23 protein-coding genes are annotated in these 22,491 nt (G+C 69.4%); 10 read left to right on the top strand and 13 right to left on the bottom strand.

The window, feature by feature from the left end; translation table 11 throughout:
* Window positions 1-20: 20 nt before the first annotated feature.
* Window positions 21-806 (bottom strand): MBL fold metallo-hydrolase, encoded by a 786-nt coding sequence (locus tag ACFYQQ_RS25870; RefSeq protein WP_355782405.1) that lies wholly within the window; start codon window positions 804-806, stop codon window positions 21-23.
* Between the two features lie 250 nt (window positions 807-1,056).
* Here ACFYQQ_RS25870 and ACFYQQ_RS25865 point away from each other — a divergent pair, with 250 nt between their 5' ends.
* The 5 genes from ACFYQQ_RS25865 (at window position 1,057) to ACFYQQ_RS25845 (ending at window position 5,097) form a co-directional block, all read left to right on the top strand.
* Window positions 1,057-1,695 (top strand): HD domain-containing protein, encoded by a 639-nt coding sequence (locus ACFYQQ_RS25865; protein ID WP_355782402.1) that lies wholly within the window; start codon window positions 1,057-1,059, stop codon window positions 1,693-1,695.
* 40 nt (window positions 1,696-1,735) lie between these two features.
* The gene (locus tag ACFYQQ_RS25860; protein ID WP_355782399.1) at window positions 1,736-2,716 is read left to right on the top strand and encodes a DJ-1/PfpI family protein; all 981 of its coding nucleotides are present in this window, start codon (window positions 1,736-1,738) and stop codon (window positions 2,714-2,716) included.
* A 283-nt stretch (window positions 2,717-2,999) separates the two neighbouring features.
* Window positions 3,000-3,638 carry an HD domain-containing protein gene (locus ACFYQQ_RS25855; protein WP_355793677.1) on the top strand — a complete coding sequence of 213 codons (639 nt, stop codon included), beginning with the start codon at window positions 3,000-3,002 and terminating at the stop codon, window positions 3,636-3,638.
* A gap of 218 nt (window positions 3,639-3,856) precedes the next feature.
* The gene (locus ACFYQQ_RS25850) at window positions 3,857-4,396 is read left to right on the top strand and encodes a DinB family protein (RefSeq protein WP_388905246.1); all 540 of its coding nucleotides are present in this window, start codon (window positions 3,857-3,859) and stop codon (window positions 4,394-4,396) included.
* Between the two features lie 308 nt (window positions 4,397-4,704).
* A complete protein-coding gene (locus tag ACFYQQ_RS25845; RefSeq protein ID WP_355793673.1) occupies window positions 4,705-5,097 on the top strand; it encodes a DUF6355 family natural product biosynthesis protein in 393 nt (130 codons plus the stop codon).
* Between the two features lie 125 nt (window positions 5,098-5,222).
* Here the strand turns inward: ACFYQQ_RS25845 and ACFYQQ_RS25840 are convergent, their stop codons facing one another.
* The gene (locus tag ACFYQQ_RS25840; protein WP_356167738.1) at window positions 5,223-5,612 is read right to left on the bottom strand and encodes an HGxxPAAW family protein; all 390 of its coding nucleotides are present in this window, start codon (window positions 5,610-5,612) and stop codon (window positions 5,223-5,225) included.
* A 92-nt stretch (window positions 5,613-5,704) separates the two neighbouring features.
* Here ACFYQQ_RS25840 and ACFYQQ_RS25835 point away from each other — a divergent pair, with 92 nt between their 5' ends.
* The gene (locus tag ACFYQQ_RS25835; RefSeq protein ID WP_356167741.1) at window positions 5,705-6,202 is read left to right on the top strand and encodes a MarR family transcriptional regulator; all 498 of its coding nucleotides are present in this window, start codon (window positions 5,705-5,707) and stop codon (window positions 6,200-6,202) included.
* A gap of 61 nt (window positions 6,203-6,263) precedes the next feature.
* On the opposite strand, the gene ACFYQQ_RS25830 is transcribed toward ACFYQQ_RS25835, so the two are convergent.
* On the bottom strand, window positions 6,264-6,878 hold the full coding sequence (locus ACFYQQ_RS25830) for a TOPRIM nucleotidyl transferase/hydrolase domain-containing protein (RefSeq protein ID WP_355787321.1): 615 nt from the start codon (window positions 6,876-6,878) through the stop codon (window positions 6,264-6,266).
* A 231-nt stretch (window positions 6,879-7,109) separates the two neighbouring features.
* Between ACFYQQ_RS25830 and ACFYQQ_RS25825 the strand changes: the two genes are divergently transcribed.
* Entirely contained in the window at window positions 7,110-7,559 is a 450-nt protein-coding gene (locus ACFYQQ_RS25825) for a DoxX family protein (RefSeq protein WP_355787324.1), read from the top strand.
* Between the two features lie 101 nt (window positions 7,560-7,660).
* Here ACFYQQ_RS25825 and ACFYQQ_RS25820 read toward each other — a convergent pair whose 3' ends face one another.
* The 6 genes from ACFYQQ_RS25820 to ACFYQQ_RS25795 form a co-directional block, all read right to left on the bottom strand.
* The gene (locus ACFYQQ_RS25820) at window positions 7,661-7,897 is read right to left on the bottom strand and encodes a hypothetical protein (RefSeq protein WP_356167748.1); all 237 of its coding nucleotides are present in this window, start codon (window positions 7,895-7,897) and stop codon (window positions 7,661-7,663) included.
* A 367-nt stretch (window positions 7,898-8,264) separates the two neighbouring features.
* Window positions 8,265-9,146: an NAD(P)H-binding protein gene (locus ACFYQQ_RS25815; protein ID WP_355787329.1), complete on the bottom strand. Its 882-nt coding sequence runs from the start codon at window positions 9,144-9,146 to the stop codon at window positions 8,265-8,267.
* Between the two features lie 240 nt (window positions 9,147-9,386).
* Window positions 9,387-10,112 (bottom strand): nucleotidyltransferase domain-containing protein, encoded by a 726-nt coding sequence (locus tag ACFYQQ_RS25810; RefSeq protein ID WP_355787332.1) that lies wholly within the window; start codon window positions 10,110-10,112, stop codon window positions 9,387-9,389.
* A 157-nt stretch (window positions 10,113-10,269) separates the two neighbouring features.
* Window positions 10,270-11,118, bottom strand: a complete 849-nt coding sequence (locus tag ACFYQQ_RS25805; protein WP_355787334.1) for a carbohydrate ABC transporter permease — start codon at window positions 11,116-11,118, stop codon at window positions 10,270-10,272.
* The gene (locus ACFYQQ_RS25800; protein ID WP_356167754.1) at window positions 11,115-12,092 is read right to left on the bottom strand and encodes a sugar ABC transporter permease; all 978 of its coding nucleotides are present in this window, start codon (window positions 12,090-12,092) and stop codon (window positions 11,115-11,117) included. Before ACFYQQ_RS25800 ends, ACFYQQ_RS25805 begins: the two co-directional genes overlap by 4 nt.
* 102 nt (window positions 12,093-12,194) lie before the next feature.
* Complete coding sequence (locus tag ACFYQQ_RS25795; protein ID WP_356167757.1) at window positions 12,195-13,514, bottom strand: ABC transporter substrate-binding protein; 1,320 nt, start codon at window positions 13,512-13,514, stop codon at window positions 12,195-12,197.
* A gap of 269 nt (window positions 13,515-13,783) precedes the next feature.
* Here ACFYQQ_RS25795 and ACFYQQ_RS25790 point away from each other — a divergent pair, with 269 nt between their 5' ends.
* Together ACFYQQ_RS25790 and ACFYQQ_RS25785 are read left to right on the top strand one after the other, a co-directional pair.
* Entirely contained in the window at window positions 13,784-16,186 is a 2,403-nt protein-coding gene (locus tag ACFYQQ_RS25790) for a glycoside hydrolase family 2 protein (protein ID WP_388905240.1), read from the top strand.
* Window positions 16,183-17,220, top strand: coding sequence for a LacI family DNA-binding transcriptional regulator (locus ACFYQQ_RS25785; protein ID WP_355794293.1), 1,038 nt, complete (start codon window positions 16,183-16,185; stop codon window positions 17,218-17,220). The genes ACFYQQ_RS25790 and ACFYQQ_RS25785 overlap by 4 nt, the downstream gene beginning before the upstream one ends.
* 59 nt (window positions 17,221-17,279) lie before the next feature.
* Here ACFYQQ_RS25785 and ACFYQQ_RS25780 read toward each other — a convergent pair whose 3' ends face one another.
* The 3 genes from ACFYQQ_RS25780 to ACFYQQ_RS25770 form a co-directional block, all read right to left on the bottom strand.
* Complete coding sequence (locus ACFYQQ_RS25780) at window positions 17,280-18,617, bottom strand: cellulase family glycosylhydrolase (RefSeq protein ID WP_388905238.1); 1,338 nt, start codon at window positions 18,615-18,617, stop codon at window positions 17,280-17,282.
* A gap of 556 nt (window positions 18,618-19,173) precedes the next feature.
* Window positions 19,174-19,551 carry a VOC family protein gene (locus ACFYQQ_RS25775; RefSeq protein ID WP_355795297.1) on the bottom strand — a complete coding sequence of 126 codons (378 nt, stop codon included), beginning with the start codon at window positions 19,549-19,551 and terminating at the stop codon, window positions 19,174-19,176.
* An 80-nt stretch (window positions 19,552-19,631) separates the two neighbouring features.
* The gene (locus ACFYQQ_RS25770; RefSeq protein ID WP_356167897.1) at window positions 19,632-20,267 is read right to left on the bottom strand and encodes a DJ-1/PfpI family protein; all 636 of its coding nucleotides are present in this window, start codon (window positions 20,265-20,267) and stop codon (window positions 19,632-19,634) included.
* Window positions 20,268-20,686: 419 nt separating this feature from the next.
* On the opposite strand from ACFYQQ_RS25770, the gene ACFYQQ_RS25765 reads away from it, so the two are divergent.
* Window positions 20,687-21,271: a DinB family protein gene (locus ACFYQQ_RS25765; protein WP_355794112.1), complete on the top strand. Its 585-nt coding sequence runs from the start codon at window positions 20,687-20,689 to the stop codon at window positions 21,269-21,271.
* A gap of 254 nt (window positions 21,272-21,525) precedes the next feature.
* Here ACFYQQ_RS25765 and ACFYQQ_RS25760 read toward each other — a convergent pair whose 3' ends face one another.
* Window positions 21,526-22,461, bottom strand: a complete 936-nt coding sequence (locus tag ACFYQQ_RS25760; RefSeq protein WP_356167772.1) for a GNAT family N-acetyltransferase — start codon at window positions 22,459-22,461, stop codon at window positions 21,526-21,528.
* Between the last annotated feature and the right edge of the window lie 30 nt (window positions 22,462-22,491).

Genomic DNA, 22,491 nt, shown 5'->3' with positions numbered 1-22,491 from the left:
CGGCGATCCGACCTGGTGCCCTACAGCGCGACGGTGTCGCCACGGCGCACCGTCCGCACCAGCGGGGCCAGCCCGCGCCGCTCGACCTCGGCGAGGAAGTCGGACAGCGGCGACTTGAAGACGCCGTAGTCGTCGTAGTGCACGGGCACCACCGACCGCGGCCGGATCAGCTCGACGAGGTCGGTGCCCTGGCGGCCGTCCATGGTCACGACCAGGCCGCCCGGCAGTGTCGTCCCGCCCAGGTGGACGACGGCGGTGTCGATGGCGGGGAAGCGCCTGGGTATCTCGCGCAGGTCGTCGATCAGCAGGGTGTCGCCGGTGAGGTAGAGACGCGTCGCGAGTGTGCCGTCGGGTTCCCGGTGGTCCAGGACGCCGCCCATCACGGGCGGCAGCAGGGCCCGGGCCGGCCCTCTCGCGTGCCTTCCCGGGACCGCTGTGAGACTGAGCGTGTGCCCGTCCTTGGCGAGTTCGGCACTCTGCCAGGTGCGCAGACCCTCGGCGCCGGCGAACTTCTGCCGGTGCAGGGCTCGAGCCGCTTTCGGTGTCGTCAGGATGCGGACACGCCGGTCGAGACCGCGCTTGGCGACACGGTCCCAGTGGTCGCCGTGCATGTGCGACAGGACGACGCAGTCGAGCTCGGGAAGGTCTTCCACGCTCAGCGCCGGCTCGGTCAGCCGACGGCTGACGATGCCCTTGCCGAGGTAGGCGAACTGGCCTCGATGGAGGAAGTTCGGGTCGGTCAGGACCGTGAAGGGACCGAGCCGCAGCAGCACCGTCGCGGTGCCGATGAAAGTCAGCTCGGCCATGGGCACCCCCGTGGAAGGTCGTACAGCCCCGGGTCCCCCGGCACGACCACCGAAAACGTGCCCTCCCGGGCCGGCCCCGGGAGAGCCGTGCCGACCGTGGACCCTCACGCCGAAGTCCTTGGCCCCTTCCTGTCTCTTTTCGGGCGGTTCCTGGCCGGACCGATGCGGCGCCGCGGCCGGGAAGTGGGCATCGTCGAAGCAGCACCCATCCACCCCGCACAGCACAGTCACCCCGAAGGACGCACAGGTCATGGCCGAAGTCATCGCAGGCGTAACGGTTCCCGGGACGGCGGCCGCCGTCGAGGCCACGCGCCTCGTCCAGGCGAGCACCAGTCCCCTCCTCTTCCACCACTCCCGACGCGTCTTCCTTCTGGGCGCGCTCCAGGCCCGGGAACTCGGCCTGACCCCCGACCCGGAGCTGCTGTACCTGGCCAGCCTGTTCCACGACGTCGGCCTCCTGAAGCCCTTCTCCGACACGGAGCAGCGCTTCGAGCTGGACGGCGCCGACCACGCGCGCGCGTTCCTGCTCGACCACGGGTTTCCCGCCGACTCCGCCGAGGTCGTCTGGACGGCGATCGCGCTGCACTCCACACCGGGGATCCCCGGCCGGATGGGACCGGAGATCGCCGCCCTGAACCAGGGTGTGCTGACCGACGCGGTGGGGGTCGGTCTCGACCGGCTCGACCGCGCCCGGGTGGAGGAGATCACCGACGTCCATCCCCGGGGCGACTTCAAGACCGGGTTCCCGCAGGTCTTCCTGGAGGGACTCCGCGACCGCCCGGACACCACGTACGGGACCGTCAATCAGGACGTACTGGAGGAGTTCGTCCCCGGTTTCCGCCGTACGTCCATGATCGAGCGCATCATGGGTGCGGCCTGGCCGACGTGACCGTGACGCGGCGGGCGCCCCATGAGAGAGGCGAGCAGGCATGACATCCCCGGCACACAGCGTGGGCGTTCTCGTGTTCGACGGCATGAAGATGCTCGACCTGTCCGGACCGGCGGAGGTCTTCAGCGAGGCGAACCGGTACGGCGCGCGCTACCGGCTGAGCATCGTCTCGGTGGGCGGCGGACCGGTGCTCTCCTCCATCGGCATGAGGGTGCCCGCCGACGCGGACGCGGCTGCGGGCGAGGCGTACGACACGCTGCTCGTGGTGGGCGGTGATCTGCTGCCCGCCTCCCCCGTCGCGCCCGCCCTGAGCGCGGCGGCGAGGGCGCTGGCGGACCGGGCGGGGCGGGTCGCCTCCGTCTGCACGGGTGCCTTCGTCCTGGGCGCGGCGGGACTCCTGGAGGGCAGGCGCGCGACCACGCACTGGCAGCACACCTCCGTACTGGCGCGCAGCTGCCCTTCGACGCGGGTGGAACCCGACGCGATCTTCGTCAGGGACGGCACCACCTACACCTCCGCGGGCGTCACCGCGGGCATCGATCTCGCGCTCGCCCTGGTGGAGGAGGACCACGGACCGGACCTGCCCCGCGAAGTCGCCCGCTCACTGGTGGTCTACATGCAGCGGGCGGGCGGCCAGTCCCAGTTCTCCGCCTCGCTCCAGGGTCCGGCGCCGCGTACCCCGGTGCTGCGGCTGATCCAGGACGCGGTCCAGGCCGACCCGACCGCCGACCACAGCCTCGACTCGCTCGCCACGCTGGTCCGCGTCAGCCCACGGCACCTGACCCGCCTGTTCCGTGCCGAGCTCGACACCACACCGATGAAGTACGTGGAGCTGATCCGGTTCGACATGGCGAAGGCCCTGCTCGACGCCGGGCACAACGCGACGGAGGCCGCCTCGCTGTCGGGTTTCCCCAGCTACGAGAGCCTGCGCCGGGCCTTCGCGCGCCATCTGGGCCTCTCCCCGGCCCGCTACCAGCGCCGCTTCGCCACCACGTCCCCGGACTCCCGCACACAGGGCTGACCGCCCGCCCGGCCGTGACCGGACGCGAGGTCCGGTCGGCGGTTCACACCGTGGCCGTACGCCACGGCTCGCTCGGCCATCCGCGCAAGGCGGAGATCGTTTCGGAAGACAGGAACGGGCCGTACGCCCGCACCGTGACCGTTCTGGACGACGAGCACCGCTCGGCGCTCCGCGGCGTGGCCGTTTCCGAGGGCATGTCGGCCGTCCGGCAGCGGACGCGGAACCCCGGTCCGGCGGAAGCTGGGCACAGATCCCCCTCCGTCACCGCCAAGGGAAGGCAGCCATGACCGAGAACATCGCGGGCGTCGAGATCCCCGACAGCAAGCTCGCGCAGGACGCCACCGAACTCATCCGCGACACCACCCCGGCCCTGCTCTTCCACCACTCCCGCCGTGTCTACCTGTTCGGCAGCCTGCAGGCGGCCGCACGCGGGCTCAGCCCGGACCCGGAGCTGCTGTACGTGGCGGCGCTGTTCCACGACACGGGCCTCGTGCCGCCCTACCGCAGCGACGACCAGCGCTTCGAGATGGACGGCGCCGACCAGGCCCGCGCGTTCCTGCTGACCCATGGTCTGTCCGAGGGCGCGGCGGACACCGTCTGGACGGCCATCGCCCTGCACACGACGCCGGAGGTGCCGTACAAGATGGCCCCCGAGATCGCGGCGACCACCGCGGGGGTCGAGACGGACGTACTCGGCCTGAACCTGGGCAACATCACCCAGGCGCAGATCGACGCCGTCACCGCCGCTCACCCCCGACCCGACTTCAAGCGCCAGATCCTCCAGGCGTTCACCGACGGCTTCAAGCACCGTCCCGACACCACCTTCGGCACGGTGAACGCCGACGTCCTCGAACACTTCGCCCCGGGCTTCCGCCGCACCGACTTCGTCGAGGTCATCCAGAACTCCGCCTGGCCCGAGTGAGCCGACGCCACGGGTGACCGGGCCCGCCGACCCCTCGACGTCCACACTCACGGTGGTCGGCGCGGGGTCGGCCGTCGCCGTCGGGAACGTGCGGCGTCCGAGCGATGACTTCCGTCGCGCCCAAGGGTCTGACAGTCGGTCGTACGCGACCCGGAGCAGGCGGCTCCCCGCCCCGGGCGTCCGCTCCGCACACCGGCACCGATCCAGGAGACATGAGCGTGAGTGACATCGTCATCCAGAACGTCGCCCGCCCCGAGCGCGTACGGTCCGGCCCCTGGCCGACGGTGATCGCCTCGAACCTCGACTACCACCGGGCGACGTTCCTGTGGAAGTGCGAGGGCCTCACGGACGCGCGGCTGCGTCAACGCGTTCTACCGTCCTCCGCGTTGACGCTGCTGGGACTCATGCGTCACCTTCAGGGAGTCGAACGTGCCTGGTTCCAGCGGACGCTGGCCGGCGTGACCGCCCCGCCGTACTTCCCCTACCGGACCTACGTCACCGCCGCCGGCGACGACTGGTTCGACGAGGCGGACCCCACGCCGGCCGACGTGGTGTACGAGGACTACCTCAGCGCCTGCGAGGAGTCGCGGAAGCTGTTCGCCGAGGTGACCGCCGACCCCGGACGCCTCGTCTCCAGCCCGGAGTTCGGCACCACCGACGTCCGGTTCGTCCTGGAGCACGTGATCGAGGAGTACGCCCGTCACGTCGGCCACGCGGACCTGCTGCGCGAAGCCATCGACGGCGCCACGGGTGAGTAGCCCGGCCGACAGCGCCGACATCCCTGTGGTGCGGCGACGACGGTACGAGCCGTCCGGGAGCAGCGCCGGACAGCGTGCCTGGAGCAGAGGCGGTGCCGGACACGGGCCACGGCGCCCGCGGAGGCAGCGCCGGACACGATCGAAGCCGTCTCAGCGTTTCAACTGCGTTCGCCACTCGTTTCGGTGACAGGCCGTCACGGCACGAGTGCATGGCGTTACGATCTCCATGCCGGCGAACCCGCTTGCGACCGCTGTCGCGCCGAGCAGGATCCGGCGGCCACCGATCAGGCTCGCCACAAGGAGTGTTCGTGAAGCCCTTCCTCAACTCCGTCCGAGTCGCCACGGCGGTGGCGTCGAGCGTGCTCACCGCGGCAGCGGTGGTCACCTCGTCAGGTCCGGTCCACGCCGCGTCCTCGCACCAGCCGCAGGCGCGACCGGCGGCCGCGGTCTCCGCCGTACCGTGCGGCTTCTTCCGCTACAGCGTCCGGGAGTCCCAGTTCGCCGCCTACAACCACTGCGGTGAGACGACGGTGCTGGTCCACGTAGACGTCAGGGGCGGCGGCAGCACGAACGACTACCACCTCTGCGTCGGCCCGAACCGCACACAGCTTCCGGGCGCCGGACCGAACTACCTCAACGCGTACTACATCGGCGGTGCAGGCTGTCGCCTCGGCGACCGCAGCCCGCACTCCCCGCACTGACACCGGCCAGCCACCTTCGAAATACCGCAGCCTGGATCACTCCGTGTCCGGGCTGCGGTTTCGCGCTGTCGCGGCCTCTGCGGCCGCCCGCCGGTACGCCGACGTGATCACCAGGGCGTCGTCCCTCAGTTCACGGAGTCGAGCGCCACGCGCTCCTCGGCGGCCCGGGGAGCCGGAGGCACCTCCTGGACGACGGGCTCGGGACGGCGACGCCCGCGTCCGGCCATTCGACAGCCCACGCATCCGGGGTGACCGCTCGCGGCCTCCGGATCCTTCGCGCGCCAGTCCTGCTCGGCGAGCGGGCGCGGACCGCTCGGCTTGCCCCAGCCGGCCAGATGCAGCCCCCAGGTGACGAGGGCGGCGAGGGCGACGACCCCCAGACCGAGGAAGAACCCCGGCACCCACGCCGCGATCATCGCGACGCCGGTGAGGGTGAACCCGGCGAGAGCGAGACACGCCCCGGTCCATCCGGCGACCGTGTGGCCGAGATCGTGGTCGCCGTGCATGCCGCTCATGAATCTCCTCGGGTCGGCTGTCGGTATCGTCGCGACGTGAACAGGTCATTTATCTCACGAGCTAAGTAACTTAGATGCTAAGGAGATTTCCGGTGAAGGGCAAGCCCCGCCCCGAGGCGACACCGCAGCAGGCGCTGGACGCGATGGACCAGCTGATCGCGCTCGCCCTCGTCTCCCAGCACGACATCGCCCAGCGGCTGGGTCTGAACGTCACCGACCTCACCTGCCTGGGCCACGTCATCGGCGCCGGCGAGCAGCACCTGAACGCCGGCGACCTGGCCGAGCGCGCCAACCTGACCACCGGCGCGGTCACGGGCGTACTCAACCGTCTGGAGCGTGCCGGTTACGTCCATCGGCAGCCGGACCCCGGAGACCGCCGCCGAGTTCGAGTGGTCCTGGACGAATCGGCGGCCGCCCGGGTCTTCGCCGTGTACGGCCCGCACTACGAGCGGCTCGGCACCCTCTTCGCCGACTACACCCCCGACGAGACGGCGGTCCTCACCGACTGGTTCGTCCGCGCGCGAGCCGCCATGCAGCTCTCGCTCGACGAGATCAGGGGGTCAGAGAGCAGTGAGAGGGACAACCGGTGAGGTGAGGGCACTGAGACGCTGGCAGCCCTCGGCCTCCAGCACGAAGGTCAGGGGACGAAGGTCAGAGAACGGCGAGCAGGTCGTCGAGCGGTGCCGGTACGCGGTCCGGTTCGAGGGCCTCGACGAGCACACGGCCGTACTGGATCTTGCGCCCCTTCTTCGTGCCGAGGAAGCGCCGCAGCTGCTGAGGCGAGGGGCGGCCCTGCTGCGCGGGCTGACGCAGGAAGGTCTGGAGCGCCCGCACATCGCCCTCCGCGCGGATGAGTTCTTCCACCCTCGCGACACCCAGGGCGCGGATCAGCTCGTCCTCCAGATCCGCCACGCAGACGAAGAACTCAGGCTCCGCCCCGGCCGGCTCCAGAGCACGCGCGTAGTAGCGCTGCTCACGCTCGTCGCACAGCCCCGTGAGACGCAGTCCCAGTCCGGAGGGTCCGAGGAGGCGCGCGAAGCGCCCGACGCTCATCGCGCCGCCCATCGACAGAACGCAGACACCTTCCGCCGTCAGGTTCCTGCCGCGCCTCTCGGCCAGCGCGTCGACCGCGGCCACGTCGCTCGGGCCTTCCAGCAGGACGGCCGTCCGGACGGGCAGCAGCGCGGCCAGCTCGCGCGCGGGCTCGCCGGGACCACCGGCCGCCCACCTCGTGACTTCGTCGCGGAACGCCCCCATGTCAGCCATGGCACGAGTCTGCGCCTTTCGCGTCCGCCGCGACACGGGATTTCCACCGGTTGGCCCGCGCGACTCGTCGTAGGCAAGCAACACAGGTCCGCGGCAAAGTGAATCTCTGTCGAATCCGGCTGAACACAAAGCGTTGTGCATCCGTAGAGAGGCCGGGAGACTCTCTCCTCTCGGCCGATGACCGGCAGGACCGGTGTGACACCGGGCCCCAGCCACCCCTCAGGAGTACCGATGACCACAACGCGCCTCTCCCAGTGGCTGACAAGGCGCCAGCCACTCGTGCTGGGCCTCTTCCGCATGGTCCTGGGCCTCTTGTTCGCCAGTGAGGGCGCGGCCACGCTGTTCGGAGTGCTCGACCGGAAGGCCGGCCCGGTGGGTGACTGGCCGTTCTGGTACGCGGGGGTCATCGAGCTCACCTGCGGCGTACTCGTCCTCCTCGGCCTCGCCACGCGCGGCGCGGCCTTCCTCAGCTCGGGCGCCATGGCCTTCGCCTACTTCACCGAGCACCAGCCGGACGGCGTGTTCCCGCTGCAGAACGGCGGACTGGCACCGGTGTTGTTCTGCTGGGGCTTCCTGCTCCTGGTGTTCTTCGGCCCCGGCGCCTTGTCCGTGGCGGGTCTCCTGGGCCGTGAGAACACCGCGCGGCCCGCCCCCTCACGGTTGGCCGAGCCGTCCCGGTGACCCCGCTTCCTGCCGGCCGGCCGGTGACGCGGCCGGCAGGGAGTTGGTCTCAGCAGGAGGAACTCCCGCAGGAAGACGAACTACTCGAACACGACGACGAACTACCGCCGCACGAAGAAGACGAGCTGCTGCAGGACGACGAACTGCTGCCGCACGAGGACGAGTTGTTGTCGCAGGACGACGATCCACTCCCGCACGACGAGCCGGCCCCCGAGCCGTCGTACGCGGCCCCCATGACGTACCAGGACGAAGACGCGTCGTGGGAGGACCCCGCGCTCGCACTCGACCGCGACCCGCTCCCCCTGGAACCTCCCACCCGCCCAGCGGTGTTGGGCCACCCCGGACCTCGGAGCGACGCCTGCCTGCTGAGGTCTACATAGGCGCGCCGCCAAGCCCGCCGCATCAACCACGTGCACAGGGTGGCGACCCCCACGGCCACACCCACGACGACAAACAGAATCAACATGTTCTCCCCCTGAACGCCGGCATTCGCGTCGACTGCTCCCAGCGTGCCCAGTGCGAAGACTCCCCCAAGCGTCCTTTGAGCAAGCCCAGAGCTTTCGGACGACCGCGAGCCAAGACGACGCTCGGCCCGCCCGGCCAGACCTGCGCGGCCCCCGGGGAGTTACCGACGGCACCGGCCCCGGTGACGGGAATGCCGCCCAACACCCGCCCGTCATTGCCCCGTTGCCAGCGGCCGACAGCTCAGGACACGTCGCCGAGCCGGTGCCGAAGTCGTTCGTACGCCCAGGCGGCGAGCGTGGTCGGCGTGGTGGTACGGACACTGCGGGGTTGTTCGGGTACGAAATCCTCACGCAGGCCGGTCGACATACCGACGATGGCCTCGATCGCCTTGTCCCCCAGTCCGGCCTGACCGAGCTGGGCGCGCATCGCGTCGTCCGTGATCCGCTCGACGCCGATCCGCCGACCGGTGGCCTCGGTGAGGATTTCGGCGACCTCGCGCCAGGTCAGGTCGCCGGGCCCGTGAACGGCTTGCACGTGGCGGCCGGACCAGTCGGGCGAGAGCAGACGGGTCACGGCGACCTCGGCGATGTCACGAGGTGCCACCCAGGGCATGGGCTGGTCGAGCGGCAGGATCACCTGGAGGCACCCGGCGCGCAGCGCGTCGAGTTGCAGTTCGAGGTTGGTGAAGAAGTACCCGCAGCGCAGGTGTGTGACGTCGACGCCGATGCCGTCCAGGGCGACCTCGGTCTGGGCCAGGCCGTCGATCTCACCGGCACCCTGGCGCTTCTCGGCGCCCACACTGCTCTGGAAGACGACACGGCCGATCCGGTTCTCGGCGACGGCGCGGACGACGGCGGTCGTGGCACGCGCGTGGTCCGCGAGGGGATCCTCGCCGCCGGGCGTCGGGTCCACCCAGAACACCGCATCGACGTCGTTCGTGGCGGCCACCACCGCCTCCGCGTCGTGCTGGTCGACCTGAACGGCGTCCACCTCCCGCCGGAGGTCAGGCGCCAGACGTCCCGGCTCGCGCAACAGGACGCGAGGCCGGACCCCGGCGCGGACCAGCATGGCGACGACATGACGGCCCACGTTGCCGGTCGGTGTGGTGACAGCGATCTGCATCGTCTCTCCCTCTCCTGGCTGACGCCTGCGCAGGCTAGAACCCGAGGCGGCCTGGAACTGTCCTACATCGACGGCCTCCACCGACCCCGACTCGGACACGCCACCCAGGGCTGTTCGAGCTGCCGATTTGTTCGCGCGAGCGGATAGCTGAAGCAGTGGCATGGGCACACTGCCGAACGGGCCCGGGTCGAAGAGGCGAACTGACAGGACCAGCCCGACCGGACTGGTGCAGAGGCGTGATCACGAGCGCCAGGGCTGCGCGTACCCTTCCCTCAACGGCCCGCCCACAAGGTGGAGTACGTCCTCGACAGCAGTCGCCAACGGAACGGGGTCGGCGTTCTCCGCCACGACTCGATGCCCGTCCAGCAGCGCCTTCCCTCGTACCGGATCCGCGTTCAGCAGCCTGCGAGGCAGCCACTTGCCGATGCCCGTCCACGCCCCGTGGTGTGCGGTGAGCAGGTGAACTGCCTCGCGCAGGGCGAAGTCAGCGAGGACCAGCTGTTCGTACCGACTGCTCCCCAGGCTGTCGACCAGGTCGTCCATCAGGCAGGTGAGCCCGTACCGGCCCCGGTCCCATTCCGCCGACGTGAGCGGAGGCGGACCTGCGGCCAGCACGGCACTGGCTTGTTCGCGCGTATGCCGTACGTGACCGTGCGGGTCGTACAAGGGCAGGCCCTGGTCATAGAGGAAGAGGACCGTGCCGCGGCGGCGGGCTCTGTCCCACCCGAAGAACTCCGGGATGTCCGCGAGGGTGTTGAGGAACAGCTCCGCCACGCGGCCCTCATGGCGTACGACCTCACGGCGGGTGACGTCGGTGTCCGGCAGGAGGACCGCCACGTCCAGATCGCTGGTCGCGGTCGCCCGTCCCTGGGTTACCGACCCTCCGAGCAAGGCCCCCAAAGCGTCCGGGAAACGGGACGTCACAAGGCGTAGAGCCTGAGCGGCAGAAGCTTTCTGATCATGCATGGACGCTCATCGTGCCACCCGCACCGAGTACATACCAGGGGGGCGATGAGCCACCTCGGCACCCGCTCACGTCACCGTTCTGACGCGGCGAACCGCGAAGGCAGCCGAGGGTGTGACCCGCGGCTCCGCGGTGGATGCGTCGCGGAGCCGCGTGGTGTCACTTCGTCGCCCCCCGCGCGAAGCCGTTGTAGATGTAGCGCTGGAGGAAGAGGAAGACGAGCAGGGTCGGGGCGATCACCAGGATGGTGCCGGCCGAGATGTTCTCCCAGTGTGCTCCGAAGGGGCCTTTGAAGCGGAAGAGGGCCGTCGAGATGGTGCCCAGGTCCTCGGACGGCATGTAGAGGAACGGGATGTAGAAGTCGTTGTAGACGGTGATGCCCTTGATGATCACGACCGTGGCGACGGCCGGCTTCAGCAGCGGCAGGATGATCTTCCAGTAGATCGTGAAGGAGCCGGCTCCGTCGAGCCGCGCTGCCTCGTCGAGCGAGACGGGTATGCCGCGGATGAACTGCAAGAAGATGTAGATCGAGATGATGTCCGTGCCCATGTACAGCAGGATCGGTGCCCAGAGGCTGTTGAACAGGCCGAAGCTGTTGACCACTTGGAACGTGGCGACCTGCGTGGTGACTCCGGGGACCAGCGTCGCGATCAGGAAGAGCGCCATCACCGGCTTCTTCGCCCGGAACGCGAAGCGGTCGACGGCGTACGCGGTCATCGAACCGATGAGGACCGTCCCGGTGATCGAGAAGAGCAGGATGAACGCCGTGTTCCCGAAGGCCGACAGCATCTTGCCGTCGGTGAACGCCGTCGTGTAGTTGCCGAAGTTGAGCCAGTCCCCCGGCAGGGACAGGGCCCCTCCGTCGGTGACCTCCTTCGACGTCTTGAGGGAGGTCAGGAAGACGACGACGAGCGGCACCATGATGATCAGCGAAGCGACGATCAGTGACAGGTACGTCAGCGCCGGTGCGATGCGGCGACGGGGCCGGGTGTGCGGGGCCGTGGTCATACGAGGTCAACCTTCTCGTCGGGCACGAAGCGGCGCTGGATCCAGGTGATCAGCAGGATGATCAGGAGCAGGACGACGGCGGCGGCCGACGCCAGGCCCGTCTTGTTGAACTGGAAGGCGAGCTTGACCGTCTGGATCACGAAGGTCGACGTACCGGTCGCGCCGCCGGTCATGATGTACGGAATCTCGAAGACCGAAAGTGATCCCGAGATCGCGAGGATGACGCTGAGACCGAGCACCGGCCTGATGCCGGGCGCGATGAGATGGCGGAACTGCTGCCACCTTGTGGCTCCGTCGAGTTGGGCCGCCTCGTACAGCTCCGCAGGGATCGACTGGATCGCGCCCAGGAACAGGACGAAGTTGAGTCCTGTGTAGCGCCACACGGACACGCCGGCCAGCGAAGTGTTGGCCGACTCCGGGTCGCCCAGCCACGCGTGGTCGGAACCGGCGCCGAACCAGGACAGTACCGAGTCCAGCGTGCCGCCGTCCTGGAAGAAGTACAGGAAGACGAACCCGATGGCGACGCCGTTGATCAGGTACGGGAAGAACAGAATCCCCTTGAAGAGGTTCCGGAAACGCAGGTCGAAGCTGAGGACGGTGGCGAAGTACAGGGCGACCACGATCTGCACGGCGGAGGCCGCGAGGTAGTAGAAGCTGACGAAGAACACCCGGAACAGTTCCGGCCTGGTGAAGACCTGCCGGTAGTTGTCGAAGCCCGTGACGTTGCGGTCAGGGCTCACTCCGTCCCAGTCGGTGAAGCTGTAAAAGATCATGTTGCCCACGGGCACGTAGGTGAACGTGACCAGCAGGACCAGGGGGACCGCGAGGAAGAACCACGGGGTGAGGCGGCGCAGCAGGGGCGTGCTTCGCGGTCCGCCGCCGAGCCCCGCACGGCGGCGCGGGCGCGGCGTCCGGCGGGATGGGGTGGCGGTGCGCGGCACCTTGGCCGGTGCCGTTCCTGTCGTCTCGGTCATGTCGGGCCTTTCGTCGTCCGCTGATCTGCGACGGGCGGTCGGCCCCCGTCCGCTGGTCCGGTCGAGGGCCGTACCGCGTGAGGGTCAGGGGTCGGCCGACGGTCAGGAACCCGCGGACTCGGCCGCCTCGTTCCACCTCTTGTCGAGATCCGCGAAGAAGTCGTCGAGGTTGCCCTTCTGCGCGCCGCGCGCGGTGTCCACGAGCTTCTGCCGGTAGTCCGGCTTGGTGAGGCCGATCTCGGCCGCGTTGTCTATGGAGTTGACGTCACCGGTCTTCGCCTCGGATCGCTCCAGGAAGGTGACATCGTTGTCAACAAAGTCCTTGAGTGTGCTCGGCATTGCGGCTGACTTCAGGGCGGGGACCGCGCCTTCCTTGGCCGAGAAGCCGGACTTCTCCGTGAACCAGTCGATCCAGGCCCTTGCGGCGACCTTCTCGTCGGAGTGGACGTTCACGGCCTGCTGGTAGTCGGAGGCAAGCACCGCGCAGTACGTTCCGTCCTTCTGTGCCGGGAAGGGCATGAAGCCGATGTCGTCCGGGTCGGTGCCAGCCTTCTCCGCCGCGTCGCGCATCTGCGTGATGGCCCAGGATCCCAGGTGCATGGTGGCGACCTTGCCTTGGGCGATCATGCCCTTGGACGACTCCCAGTTGGTGGTGCTGGGGTCCTTCTCGGACAGGTCACCCTCGACGATGTCGTAGAGGAGCGAGTCGATCGTGCTCAGCTCGCCGCCGCGCTTCCACGGGGAGACCGGACCGGCGAGCTTGTCGTTGGCCTCGGCGTCACAGGTGACGGAGCCGATGTCGTTGCTCCACGCGGTCAGCGGCCAGCCGTCCTTGAAGTTGGTGTAATACGGCACGGCGTCCGTCCTGGACTTGATCGCCTTCAGGTCGGCGACGAACTCCCCGGGGGTGGTCGGCCACTTGGCGATACCAGCCTTCTTCCATACGGCCTTGTTGTAGAGGAAGCCGTTGGCGGTGCCGAAGGTCGTGACACCGTAGACCTTGCCGTCGACCTCGGTCTTGTCGCTGAAGCGGTACTTGGACGCCAGTTCCTTCGCGGAGCCCAGCGGGGCGAAGAACTTGGGGTAGTCGTTCTTGGCGATGACGGCCGGGATCATCAGGACGTCGCCGTAGTCCTCGGTGTTCATCCGGATCTTGACCTCACCCTCGTAGTCGGTGAGGGCCTCGAACTTGACCTTCACCTCGGGGTAGATCTTGTTGAACTCGGCCGCGTACCTGGCCATCGTCCCGTCCTGGACGAGGTCGGTGCGGTGCGTCAGGACCTTGATGGTGCCCGAGGCGTCTGCGGGGTCGGCGGGTGCCTTCGCCTCCTCGCCGGAGGCCGCGCCCTGGCCACTGCAGCCGGCGACGGTCAGCATCGTGAGCGCCAGAAGCGCTCCCGTGAGCGTCTGCTTGTTCCCCATGTGCCCAGCTCCTTCAGGTGTGCGGCTCAGCTCTGCGGGTGGGATGTCGGCACTATGTCAGCTCGGGGTTAACCGGTAAAGCTAGGGTTTCCAGCACGATGCCCAATCGTTACCGGAGTGGACGACTGGTGGACAACTACGTGCGGGAACTGCGGACTTGACTGCCGCTCGGAGAACTAGACCGGTTTATGGACAGAGTCTGATCTGCGGGTTAGGTTGTCGGCCGTTGTCCGTCCCACCGGCCGGAGTCAGGCGATTGGAGCCGCACCATGAAGGACGTCACGCAGCTCACCGAGGGCTGGAGCCTGCGCCACGGCGAGGAGCTGCTGGAGGCCGCGGTGCCCGGCTGCGTCCACACCGACCTGCTGGCCGCCGGAGCCATCCCCGATCCGCTCATCGGCCTCAACGAGACGGGCCTCGCCTGGGTGAGCCGCCGTGCCTGGACCTACGTCCGCCCTCTTGCACACGACAGCGCGCACGAGCGCACGGACCTGGTGTTCGACGGCCTCGACACGGCCGCCTCCATCACCCTCGACGGCCGCCCCGTCGGCACGACCCGCAACATGCACCGCCGCTACCGCTTCGACGTCACGGGCCGCACCGGCGATCTGCAGGTCCGCTTCGCCTCCGCCTACGACGAGGCCGCCGCCGTACGTGCCCTCACCGGTGAACGGCCCAACGTCTATCCCGAACCGTCGCAGTACATACGCAAGATGGCCTGCAACTTCGGCTGGGACTGGGGCCCCACCCTGGTGACGGCCGGTATCTGGCGGCCCGTCCGCCTGGAGCACTGGTCCACCGCCCGCATCGACCGGGTCCGCCCCCTGGTGACCCTGGATCACGGCACCGGCCGCGTCGAGGTGCACCTGGAACTCGAACGCACCGCCAAGGGGCAGGGGCGCCCCCTGCACGTCGAGGCCCGGATCGCCGGCGCCCGTGCCGAGGCCGTCCTCATGGGCGACGAGGCGGTACTGCGTCTGGAGGTGCCCGAACCACGCCGGTGGTGGCCCCGCGGCTACGGCGAACAGCCCCTCTACGAGCTCCACTTGACCGTGAGCGACGACGCGGGGCGCCCTCTCGACACCTGGCGGCGTCGTATCGGCTTCCGCACGGTCGAGCTCGACCGCTCGGCCGACGAGCACGGCACCGGCTTCACTCTCGTCGTCAACGGCGTACGGGTCTTCGCCCGCGGGGTCAACTGGATCCCCGACGACGCCTTCCCCTCCCGGATCACCGCCGAGCGCTACCGAACCCGGCTCAGCCAGGCCGCCGAGGCCAACGTCGACCTGGTACGGGTGTGGGGCGGCGGGATCTACGAGGACGACGCCTTCTACGACGCCTGCGACGAACTGGGCCTGATGGTCTGGCAGGACTTCCTCTTCGCCTGCTCCGCCTACCCCGAGGAACAGCCCCTGCGCGGCGAGATCGAGGCCGAAGCCCGCGACAACGTTGTCCGGCTGATGCCGCACCCCTCACTGGTGCTGTGGAACGGCAACAACGAGAACCTCTGGGGGTTCCGCGACTGGGACTGGGAGGGCAGCCTCGCGGGCGACTCCTGGGGCGAGGGCTACTATCTGGGCCTGCTCCCCCGCATCGTCGCCGAACTGGATCCGACCCGCCCCTACGCCGCCGGCAGCCCCTGGTCCGGCTCCTGGGACCACCACCCCAACGACCCCGCCCACGGCACCCATCACTCGTGGGAGGTCTGGAACCGACAGGACTACGCCGAGTACCGGGCGAGCGTGCCCCGGTTCGTCGCGGAGTTCGGCTGGCAGGCGCCCCCGGCCCTGGCCACCCTTCGACGCGCCCTGCCCGGCGAGCGACTCGCGCCCGACTCCCCCGGCATGCTCCACCACCAGAAGGCGGAGGACGGCAACGGCAAGCTCGACCGCGGCCTCGCCCGCCATTTCCCGCTGCCCGAGGACGACTTCGACCGCTGGCACTACCTGACCCAGCTGGTGCAGGCGCGGGCGGTCGCGGCGGGTGTCGAACACTGGCGCTCACACTGGCCCCGGTGCGCCGGCACGGTCGTATGGCAGCTCAACGACTGCTGGCCGGTGACCTCCTGGGCCGCCGTCGACGGCGACGGTCGCGTGAAGCCGCTCTACCACGAGCTGCGCCGGGTGTACGCCGACCGCCTGCTGACCGTGCAGCCCGACGGTGACGCTCTCGTGCTCGCCGGCGTCAACCAGTCCGCCACCCCGTGGCGCACGGCGGTGACCCTGCGGCGCTGCGCGGCGGACGGCAGCCTGATCCGGGAGAGCGTCTTGGAGGTGACGGCCGCACCCCGCTCGGTCGTCCGGCTCCCCGTGCCCGACGGCCTCGCCCCGGGCGAACGGTCCGCGAAGGAGTTCCTGGTCGCCGACGCGGACGGGCTGCGCGCACTCCACTTCCCCGTCCCGGACAAGGACTTCGCCTACCCCCGCCCGGCGTACGACGTCGAGGTGAAGCCGGTGGACGGGCAGGAGGATAGAGTCGACATCGTGGTCACCGCCCGTACCCTCGTCCGAGATCTGCTGCTCCAGCCCGACCGGATCGCTCCGGCCGCCCACTGCGACCGCGGCCCCCAGACCCTGCTGCCCGGCGAGCAGACGCGCCTGCGGGTCACCGGCTGCGGCCCGGTCGACGTGCAGGACGTGAGGGCCGCCCTGTACTGCGTGGACGCCGCATGAGCGGCGCGCCGGAGCGCGTCACCATCAAAGACGTCGCCGCGCGGGCAGGAGTGTCCAAAGGTGCGGTGTCACTGGCGTTCAACCACAAGCCCGGCGTCTCCCCGGCCACCCGCGAGCGCATCTTCGAAGCGGCCCGCGAGCTGGGCTGGGCACCCAGCGCCACGGCGCGCAACCTGTCCAACCAGCGCGTGGACATCGTGGGCCTGGCCCTGTGCCGGCCCGCCCGGCTGCTCGGCCTCGAACCGTTCTACATGGACTTCATCTCCGGCATCGAGAGCATCCTGGTGGAGCGGCCCTGCTCGCTGCTGCTGCGGCTGGTGCGCGACCTCGACGAGGAGATCGCCCTCTACAAGGCCTGGTGGGGCGGGCGGATGATCGCCGGGGCGATCCTGGTGGACTTCCGAGAGGACGACCCCCGGCTGCCGTCCCTCCAGGGCACGGGCCTGCCCGCCGTCGCGGTGGGCCACCCCTCGCTGACCGGCCCCTTCCCGGCCGTGTGGACCGACGACGCCTCCGCCGTGGCCGAGGCCGTGCGCTACCTGGCCGCGCTCGGCCACCGCAGGATCGCCCGCGTCGGCGGTCCCGCGAACCTCGGCCACAGCGCCATCCGAGCACGTGCCTTCACGTCCACGACGCGTGAGCTCGGGCTGGAGGAGGCGAAGCAGATCGCGACGGGCTTCGACGAGAAGGAGGGCGCCCGCGCCACTCGCTCGCTGCTCCTCGCCCCCGACCGGCCGACCGCCATCGTCTACGACAACGACATCATGGCGGTCGCGGGCGCGGGCGTCGCCGCCGAGATGGGCTTCACCGTCCCCGACGACCTGTCCCTCATCGCCTGGGACGACTCCCAGCTGTGCCGGATCACCCATCCGACACTCTCCGCGATGAGCCACGACGTACACCACTTCGGCGCCGAGGTGGCACGCGTCCTCTTCGACGTCATCGACGGTACGCACACGGGCGCGCACCAGGCCCCGACGCCCACGTTGACCCCCAGGGGCTCCACCGCCCGGGCTCCCGGGACCGGTTCGTAGCCGGGAACACTCGCAGGGCCGCACTCCCAAGGAATGCGGCCCTGTATCCGTGTCGTGCCTCAACTACCGGCGCAGGCGACGCCGTTGAGCGTGAAGGCCGCGGGGACGCCGTTGGTTCCGGTGGAGGAGCCGTTGAAGCCGAAGGTCACGGTCCCCCCTGCAGGAATGGTCTCCGTCCAGGACTCGTTGACGACCCGTACCTGGCTGCCGTCCTGCGTCGCCTTCGCGTTCCAGACGGAGTTGACCCTCTGCTGCCCGGGGAGGGCGAAGTCGAGCCGCCAGCCCTTCACCGCGGTGGTGCCGGTGTTGCGTACGGTCACGTCCGCGTTGAACCAGTTGCCCCAGTCGCCGAGCCGGTAGCCGACCGCGCAACTCCCGTCGGCCGAGCCGTCGTCCGGGTCCGCGGCGAAGACACTGGCCTCGCGTGCGGTCTGCTTGATGCCGTCGGCGCCCTCGAAGAGACGCCGGCCCCAGGCGGTGAGCCGGGAGGCGTCGAAGTCCGCTGCCAGATCGAGGTACTCGACCCCGCCGCCGTTGCCGCTCCAAGACCAGCCCAGGTAGCCGACTCCCAGGCGCCGGGCGGCGGCCATGACGGCGTCCTCATCGGGATTACCGTCCGAGTGCGCATCGCCGAACTCGCCTACCACGATGGGAAGATGCTGCGAGGTAAACCGGTTCAGATAGTCGTTCACCTCGGTGGCGGTGTCGAAGACTCCATACATGTGGATCGAGAAGACGGTGTTGCGCTCGGGATCGGCGGTGAACACCTTCCCGGCGTTGTCCCGCATGGTGAACGACCAGTCCTGACCCCAGTTGGGGGCATCCACCATGAGCGTGTGGCCGAATCCGGCAGCCCGCATACGCGCGATGGCGGTCTGCGTGTCCGAAGTCCACGCCGAGTAGCCGGAATTGCCGTGCGGTTCGTTGCCCAGGTTCACGATGACGTATTTCTCCTGGCCCTTCAGGACGTCCTGGATGCTCAGCCAGTAGTCGACCGCCCGGGACAGCGAGACCGCCCCGGCCTGCTCCCCGTACCCGGTGGTGTCGTGCGCCTCCAGGACGCAGATCAACCGGCTCCGCCTGCACCCGCTGATCACCGCGGCCACGTCGGAGGCGTCGTTCCTGGTCCAGCGGTCCCCCGTCGCGAGGACCACCCGCACCGAGTTGGCCCCGAGCGCCTTGATGTCCTTGAGGGCCTGCGACGTCCTGGTGGGGTACCAGGTGTGGGCGTGGTTCACGCCGCGCAGGACGAAGTCCTGCCCGTTCGCGTCCAGCAGACGGCCGTCGCTGACGTGGAACCCCGGTTCTGCCTGCGCCTGCGCGACGGTCGGCACGGCCATTGGCGAGACCGCCATGGCCAGTAACGCTCCCGCGACGGTGGCCAGTCTTCTTCTCATTGCTGCTCCCAAGGTGATCGCTCGTGTGGACCGCGCCCGACACGCGTTTCGGTCGTACGGCACTGACATTCAGCGCAGGGCTGTCCGTACGGTTCGCCCGGCCGGCCCCGGGCGGGGCACGGACGTGTCGGCCCTTTCGCACACCCGGGCCGGGTCGGCGACAGGGAGTACGCGGACCTGGATGAGGTCCCGCTGCCCGGGTGTCCGGCGTGCGGCTCACACCGGACAGCGGGACGGCGCGTCACCGCTGAAGACCGCCACTTGTTTCCCGAACCGGTGATACGGGAGTGATGGCGGATGTCTTCGACCAGCGACTGGGAGAGAGGCTAGGAGGAGACTTCCGCCAGGGCAACCGCCCGAGCCAAACCGGTTAAGTTTAGTAGGAGTTGAGTTCCGGGATGGAATGCCTGAGCAACGCGCAGCGCGGTTTTTCAGCCGGACACACACTGAACCGCACGGCACCTCGCATGGAGACCTGGGGGGGGGCGACTGCGCTGGTCTCGTCCGTGGAGGGGTGAGACCATCACCGCCGCGGGCCCCTCAGGCTCAATGCCCCTCAGACGACGTCGAATTCGTTGTCCTCGGGGTCCTGCATCGCGGCGGCACAGAACCCCTCGTCCGGCTCGTCCCTGATCCGCAGCACCGAGGCACCGGCTTCGACCAGCCGTTCCACCGTGGCGTTGACCCGCTGGACGCGGACGTCCAAGGCGACGTCACGGCCCCCGTCGACCTTCAGGTCGAAGCACGACCGTGTCGCTGACCCGGTCTCGCCGTGACCGATTCTGCCGTCCTCCACCGGTACCCGAGCGATCTCCTCACCGCCGAACGCGGGGGTGACGAAGTCGAGCGTCCCTCCGGTGTCGACCGTGACCGCCCACGGCGCGACGCTGGTGCAACCCTCTGGTACGGCCTGACCCGTCGGCGCGACGCTCATCTTCTCGTTTCCTTCGCAGCCCCGCGTGACATGAGGAGCAGTCCCTCGGCAGACGCGGAGCAACGCCTGTGTGCCGGGCCCTACTGAAGGATGAACCGGCTTCCGGCACGGAGCTTCTCCACGAGCCCGGCCGGGGCCTTCTCGGGTGACCCGGCGTCGTACGGCGGCTGGGGGTCGTACTCGGTCGCCAGTTGGACGGTCTGCGCGTGGTCGTCGCCGGCCACCTTGCCGACCAGGGTGAGGCCCATGTCGATCCCGGCGGAGACGCCTGCCGCGGTGAGGAACTTGCCGTCCGTGACGACGCGTTGGCCGGTCGGTTCGACCCCGAACGCGGCCAGGGTGTCGAGCGCCAGCCAGTGCGAGGTGGCCCGGCGTCCTCGGAGGAGCCCGGCCGCCGCGAGCAGCAGGGAGCCCGTGCAGACCGATGTCGTCCAGGTGCTGGTGCGGTCGGCGGTGCGCAGCCAGTCGAGCAGCGCCTCGTTCTCCATCTGGGCGGACTGGCCGGGTCCGCCGGGCACGACGACGATCTCGGGCGCCGCCACTTCCTCAAGTCGCTTCTCCGCGACGAGCACCAGGTCGCCCCGGTCGTTGCGTACGGGGCCCGGCTGCTCGGCCACGAAGACGGTGTCGGCGCCGGGGATACGGCAGAGCATCTCGTAGGGTCCCACCGCGTCCAGGGCGGTGAAGCGTTCGAAGAGGACAATCGCGATCTGCACTGTCTGCCCTTCCATGGCCGGCTTCAGCGGTCGCGTCCGCCGGGACATCGTGGGCCGAAGTCCCGGCGACGCGGGCCGCTGCGTCATGGTGTCCATCCTTGGCGGCCACCGCGATGGCCGCAACGACGGATACCCCACCCTTCCGGCCATCGCCGGCACAGGCCCCCCGCTCCCGTAAGGCGGGCCTATGGGCTTACTGGCTCCAGCAAGAGCTGTTGATCACGTGACTGTCGGCCCGCCGCGGCTGTCGCCGCTTGCGCATCCGCTGGGAACAGCACGACGGCATCCACGAAGCCTTCCTCCTCGGCCTCGCCGTCTCCCTGATCACTCACGGGCACGTCCAACGCAGCTCTGCCGGCCGTTGCGGACCACGTGCCGGATCTGGAGACCACGAGCAGCCCATGGCAGGCTCATGCCGCATGATCGATGAATTCGCGAAAGACAATCTGCACGGGAGACTGCGGCGGGACCGCCAGGCGCTGCTTTGGAAACTCGACGGCTTGTCCGAATACGACGCCCGCCGACCTTTGACAGCGACCGGGACCAACCTTCTCGGCCTGGTCAAACACGTGGCCACCGTCGAGGCCAGGTACTTCGGCGAGGTCTTCTACCGCCCTTCCCCGGAACCGCTGTCCCCGTGGCAGGACTCCGACGGCAGCGATCAGTGGGCGACCGAGGACGAGACTCGCGATCAGATCATCGGGTTCTACCAGCGCACGTGGGAACACTCGGACGCGACGATCAACGGGCTTCCCCTCGACGCCTCCGGACACGTGCCCTGGTGGCCGGAGCCTCACTCCAGAACGAACCTGTTCGCTGTTATGACCCATGTCCTCAGCGAGACCGTCCGGCATGCCGGTCACGCCGACATCCTGCGCGAAGGCCTCGACGGCCGGACCGGACTGCGCGCCGAACACGAGCAGCGGATCGACGAGGATGCCCGTGCAGCCCACCGCGCGAAGATCGAGCAGGCCGCCCGGTCGGCCGCGCCGATCAAGGCTTAGAGGATGCCTCACATGGCGAGTTTCGCGAGCCGCTTGCAGCAGGCCAGGGCTGCGGCAAGGCCGAAGAAGGCAAGGAAGTGGCTTCCCTCTCGTCCACTGGAGCCGTACCACCGGCCTGCGGACGGGAGTTGAACCTCGGCAGCAACGGAACGGTCAGCTCCCACAGTTCGTCCGGCACGAGCCGACGCGACAGATCAGCACCCACGATCCGGCATCATGCCGCATCAACGAACGACCACGTGAGACATCCGCGCTCACCGGGCCGGCGGTTCGAGGACGAGCCGGATCTCCGTCGTCTCGTAGCCCGCGCGCTCGAACGCGGCGGCCATCGGCGTGTTGACCGTGTCCGTCGTGGCGGTGATGCGGTCGGCGCCCTCGCCGGCGTGGAACCGGGTGATCTCGGCGAGGATCTCGTCGATCAGGCCCTGTCCGCGCAGCTCTGGGACCACGCCCAGGTACCCGACGTTGCGGTGGTAGGGGGTCGCCGAGGGGATGGCCAGGCCCGCCAGGGTGCCGTCCGGCAGTTCGGCGAGGCGCCACCAGGAGCGCTCGCCGGGGCAGTCACGGTAGAACTCGATGTCCTCGCGGGCCAGTTGCTCGGCGTCCATCGACCGGAGTTCGTTCCGCGTGTGCAGATCCAGGCTCCCCGCCGAGAGCCGGACGAACGCGTCCAGGAACTCCTCGTCCGTACCGTCCCGGAAGACGAGCTTCCCCGCGGGCTCGTGGACCCCGGCGGCCGGGGTCCACTCGAAGCGCAGACGCTCGATCTCGTTGCTCAGGCCGGCTTCGGCCGCCGCTTCCCTGCGCCAATCCACCGCCTCGACCAGGGCCGGGCTGTCCCGCCAGTCGGCGGGCAGGGAGACGTTGTAGACGGGCAGCGCCCCGAAGGCGGCGTGGCCGGCGGCGAGCAGTCCGGAGGCGAAGGCGACCGGGTCGGCCACACCGGCACGCACCTGGAGGCAGTCGAGCGCGATCGGCCGCGTGCTGTCGGCACGGCCCCACCACAGGGCGCGCGCCAGGATCTCCCCGCGCTCGTCCTCGGCGAACCAGATCCATTCGGGACGGAACTGGTTGCTCGCGAGCTCTTCACGGATCCTCTCCGCGGCCAGGGCGAGTATGGGCCCGTCGGCCGCGTAGGCGGTGGCGCGGTCGAGGTCTGCGGGGTCTGCCGTGGCGGCGCGGAAGAGCATCCGCACATGATCACACCCGGGGTCAGGAGG

The organism is Streptomyces sp. NPDC005496, assembly GCF_042872045.1.
Lineage (GTDB): Bacteria > Actinomycetota > Actinomycetes > Streptomycetales > Streptomycetaceae > Streptomyces.
The sequence above is the reverse complement of the archived record's forward strand: the minus strand, read 5'-3'. Positions and strand labels throughout refer to the sequence as shown.

Coding starts and splice junctions, on each gene's coding strand:
- ACFYQQ_RS25870 (WP_355782405.1), bottom strand. CDS start 806: ATGGCCGAGCTGACTTTCATCGGCACCGCGACGGTGCTGCTGCGGCTC.
- ACFYQQ_RS25865 (WP_355782402.1), top strand. CDS start 1,057: ATGGCCGAAGTCATCGCAGGCGTAACGGTTCCCGGGACGGCGGCCGCC.
- ACFYQQ_RS25860 (WP_355782399.1), top strand. CDS start 1,736: ATGACATCCCCGGCACACAGCGTGGGCGTTCTCGTGTTCGACGGCATG.
- ACFYQQ_RS25855 (WP_355793677.1), top strand. CDS start 3,000: ATGACCGAGAACATCGCGGGCGTCGAGATCCCCGACAGCAAGCTCGCG.
- ACFYQQ_RS25840 (WP_356167738.1), bottom strand. CDS start 5,612: ATGAGCGGCATGCACGGCGACCACGATCTCGGCCACACGGTCGCCGGA.
- ACFYQQ_RS25830 (WP_355787321.1), bottom strand. CDS start 6,878: ATGGCTGACATGGGGGCGTTCCGCGACGAAGTCACGAGGTGGGCGGCC.
- ACFYQQ_RS25825 (WP_355787324.1), top strand. CDS start 7,110: ATGACCACAACGCGCCTCTCCCAGTGGCTGACAAGGCGCCAGCCACTC.
- ACFYQQ_RS25815 (WP_355787329.1), bottom strand. CDS start 9,146: ATGCAGATCGCTGTCACCACACCGACCGGCAACGTGGGCCGTCATGTC.
- ACFYQQ_RS25810 (WP_355787332.1), bottom strand. CDS start 10,112: ATGCATGATCAGAAAGCTTCTGCCGCTCAGGCTCTACGCCTTGTGACG.
- ACFYQQ_RS25805 (WP_355787334.1), bottom strand. CDS start 11,118: ATGACCACGGCCCCGCACACCCGGCCCCGTCGCCGCATCGCACCGGCG.
- ACFYQQ_RS25800 (WP_356167754.1), bottom strand. CDS start 12,092: ATGACCGAGACGACAGGAACGGCACCGGCCAAGGTGCCGCGCACCGCC.
- ACFYQQ_RS25795 (WP_356167757.1), bottom strand. CDS start 13,514: ATGGGGAACAAGCAGACGCTCACGGGAGCGCTTCTGGCGCTCACGATG.
- ACFYQQ_RS25790 (WP_388905240.1), top strand. CDS start 13,784: ATGAAGGACGTCACGCAGCTCACCGAGGGCTGGAGCCTGCGCCACGGC.
- ACFYQQ_RS25785 (WP_355794293.1), top strand. CDS start 16,183: ATGAGCGGCGCGCCGGAGCGCGTCACCATCAAAGACGTCGCCGCGCGG.
- ACFYQQ_RS25780 (WP_388905238.1), bottom strand. CDS start 18,617: ATGAGAAGAAGACTGGCCACCGTCGCGGGAGCGTTACTGGCCATGGCG.
- ACFYQQ_RS25775 (WP_355795297.1), bottom strand. CDS start 19,551: ATGAGCGTCGCGCCGACGGGTCAGGCCGTACCAGAGGGTTGCACCAGC.
- ACFYQQ_RS25765 (WP_355794112.1), top strand. CDS start 20,687: ATGATCGATGAATTCGCGAAAGACAATCTGCACGGGAGACTGCGGCGG.
- ACFYQQ_RS25760 (WP_356167772.1), bottom strand. CDS start 22,461: ATGCTCTTCCGCGCCGCCACGGCAGACCCCGCAGACCTCGACCGCGCC.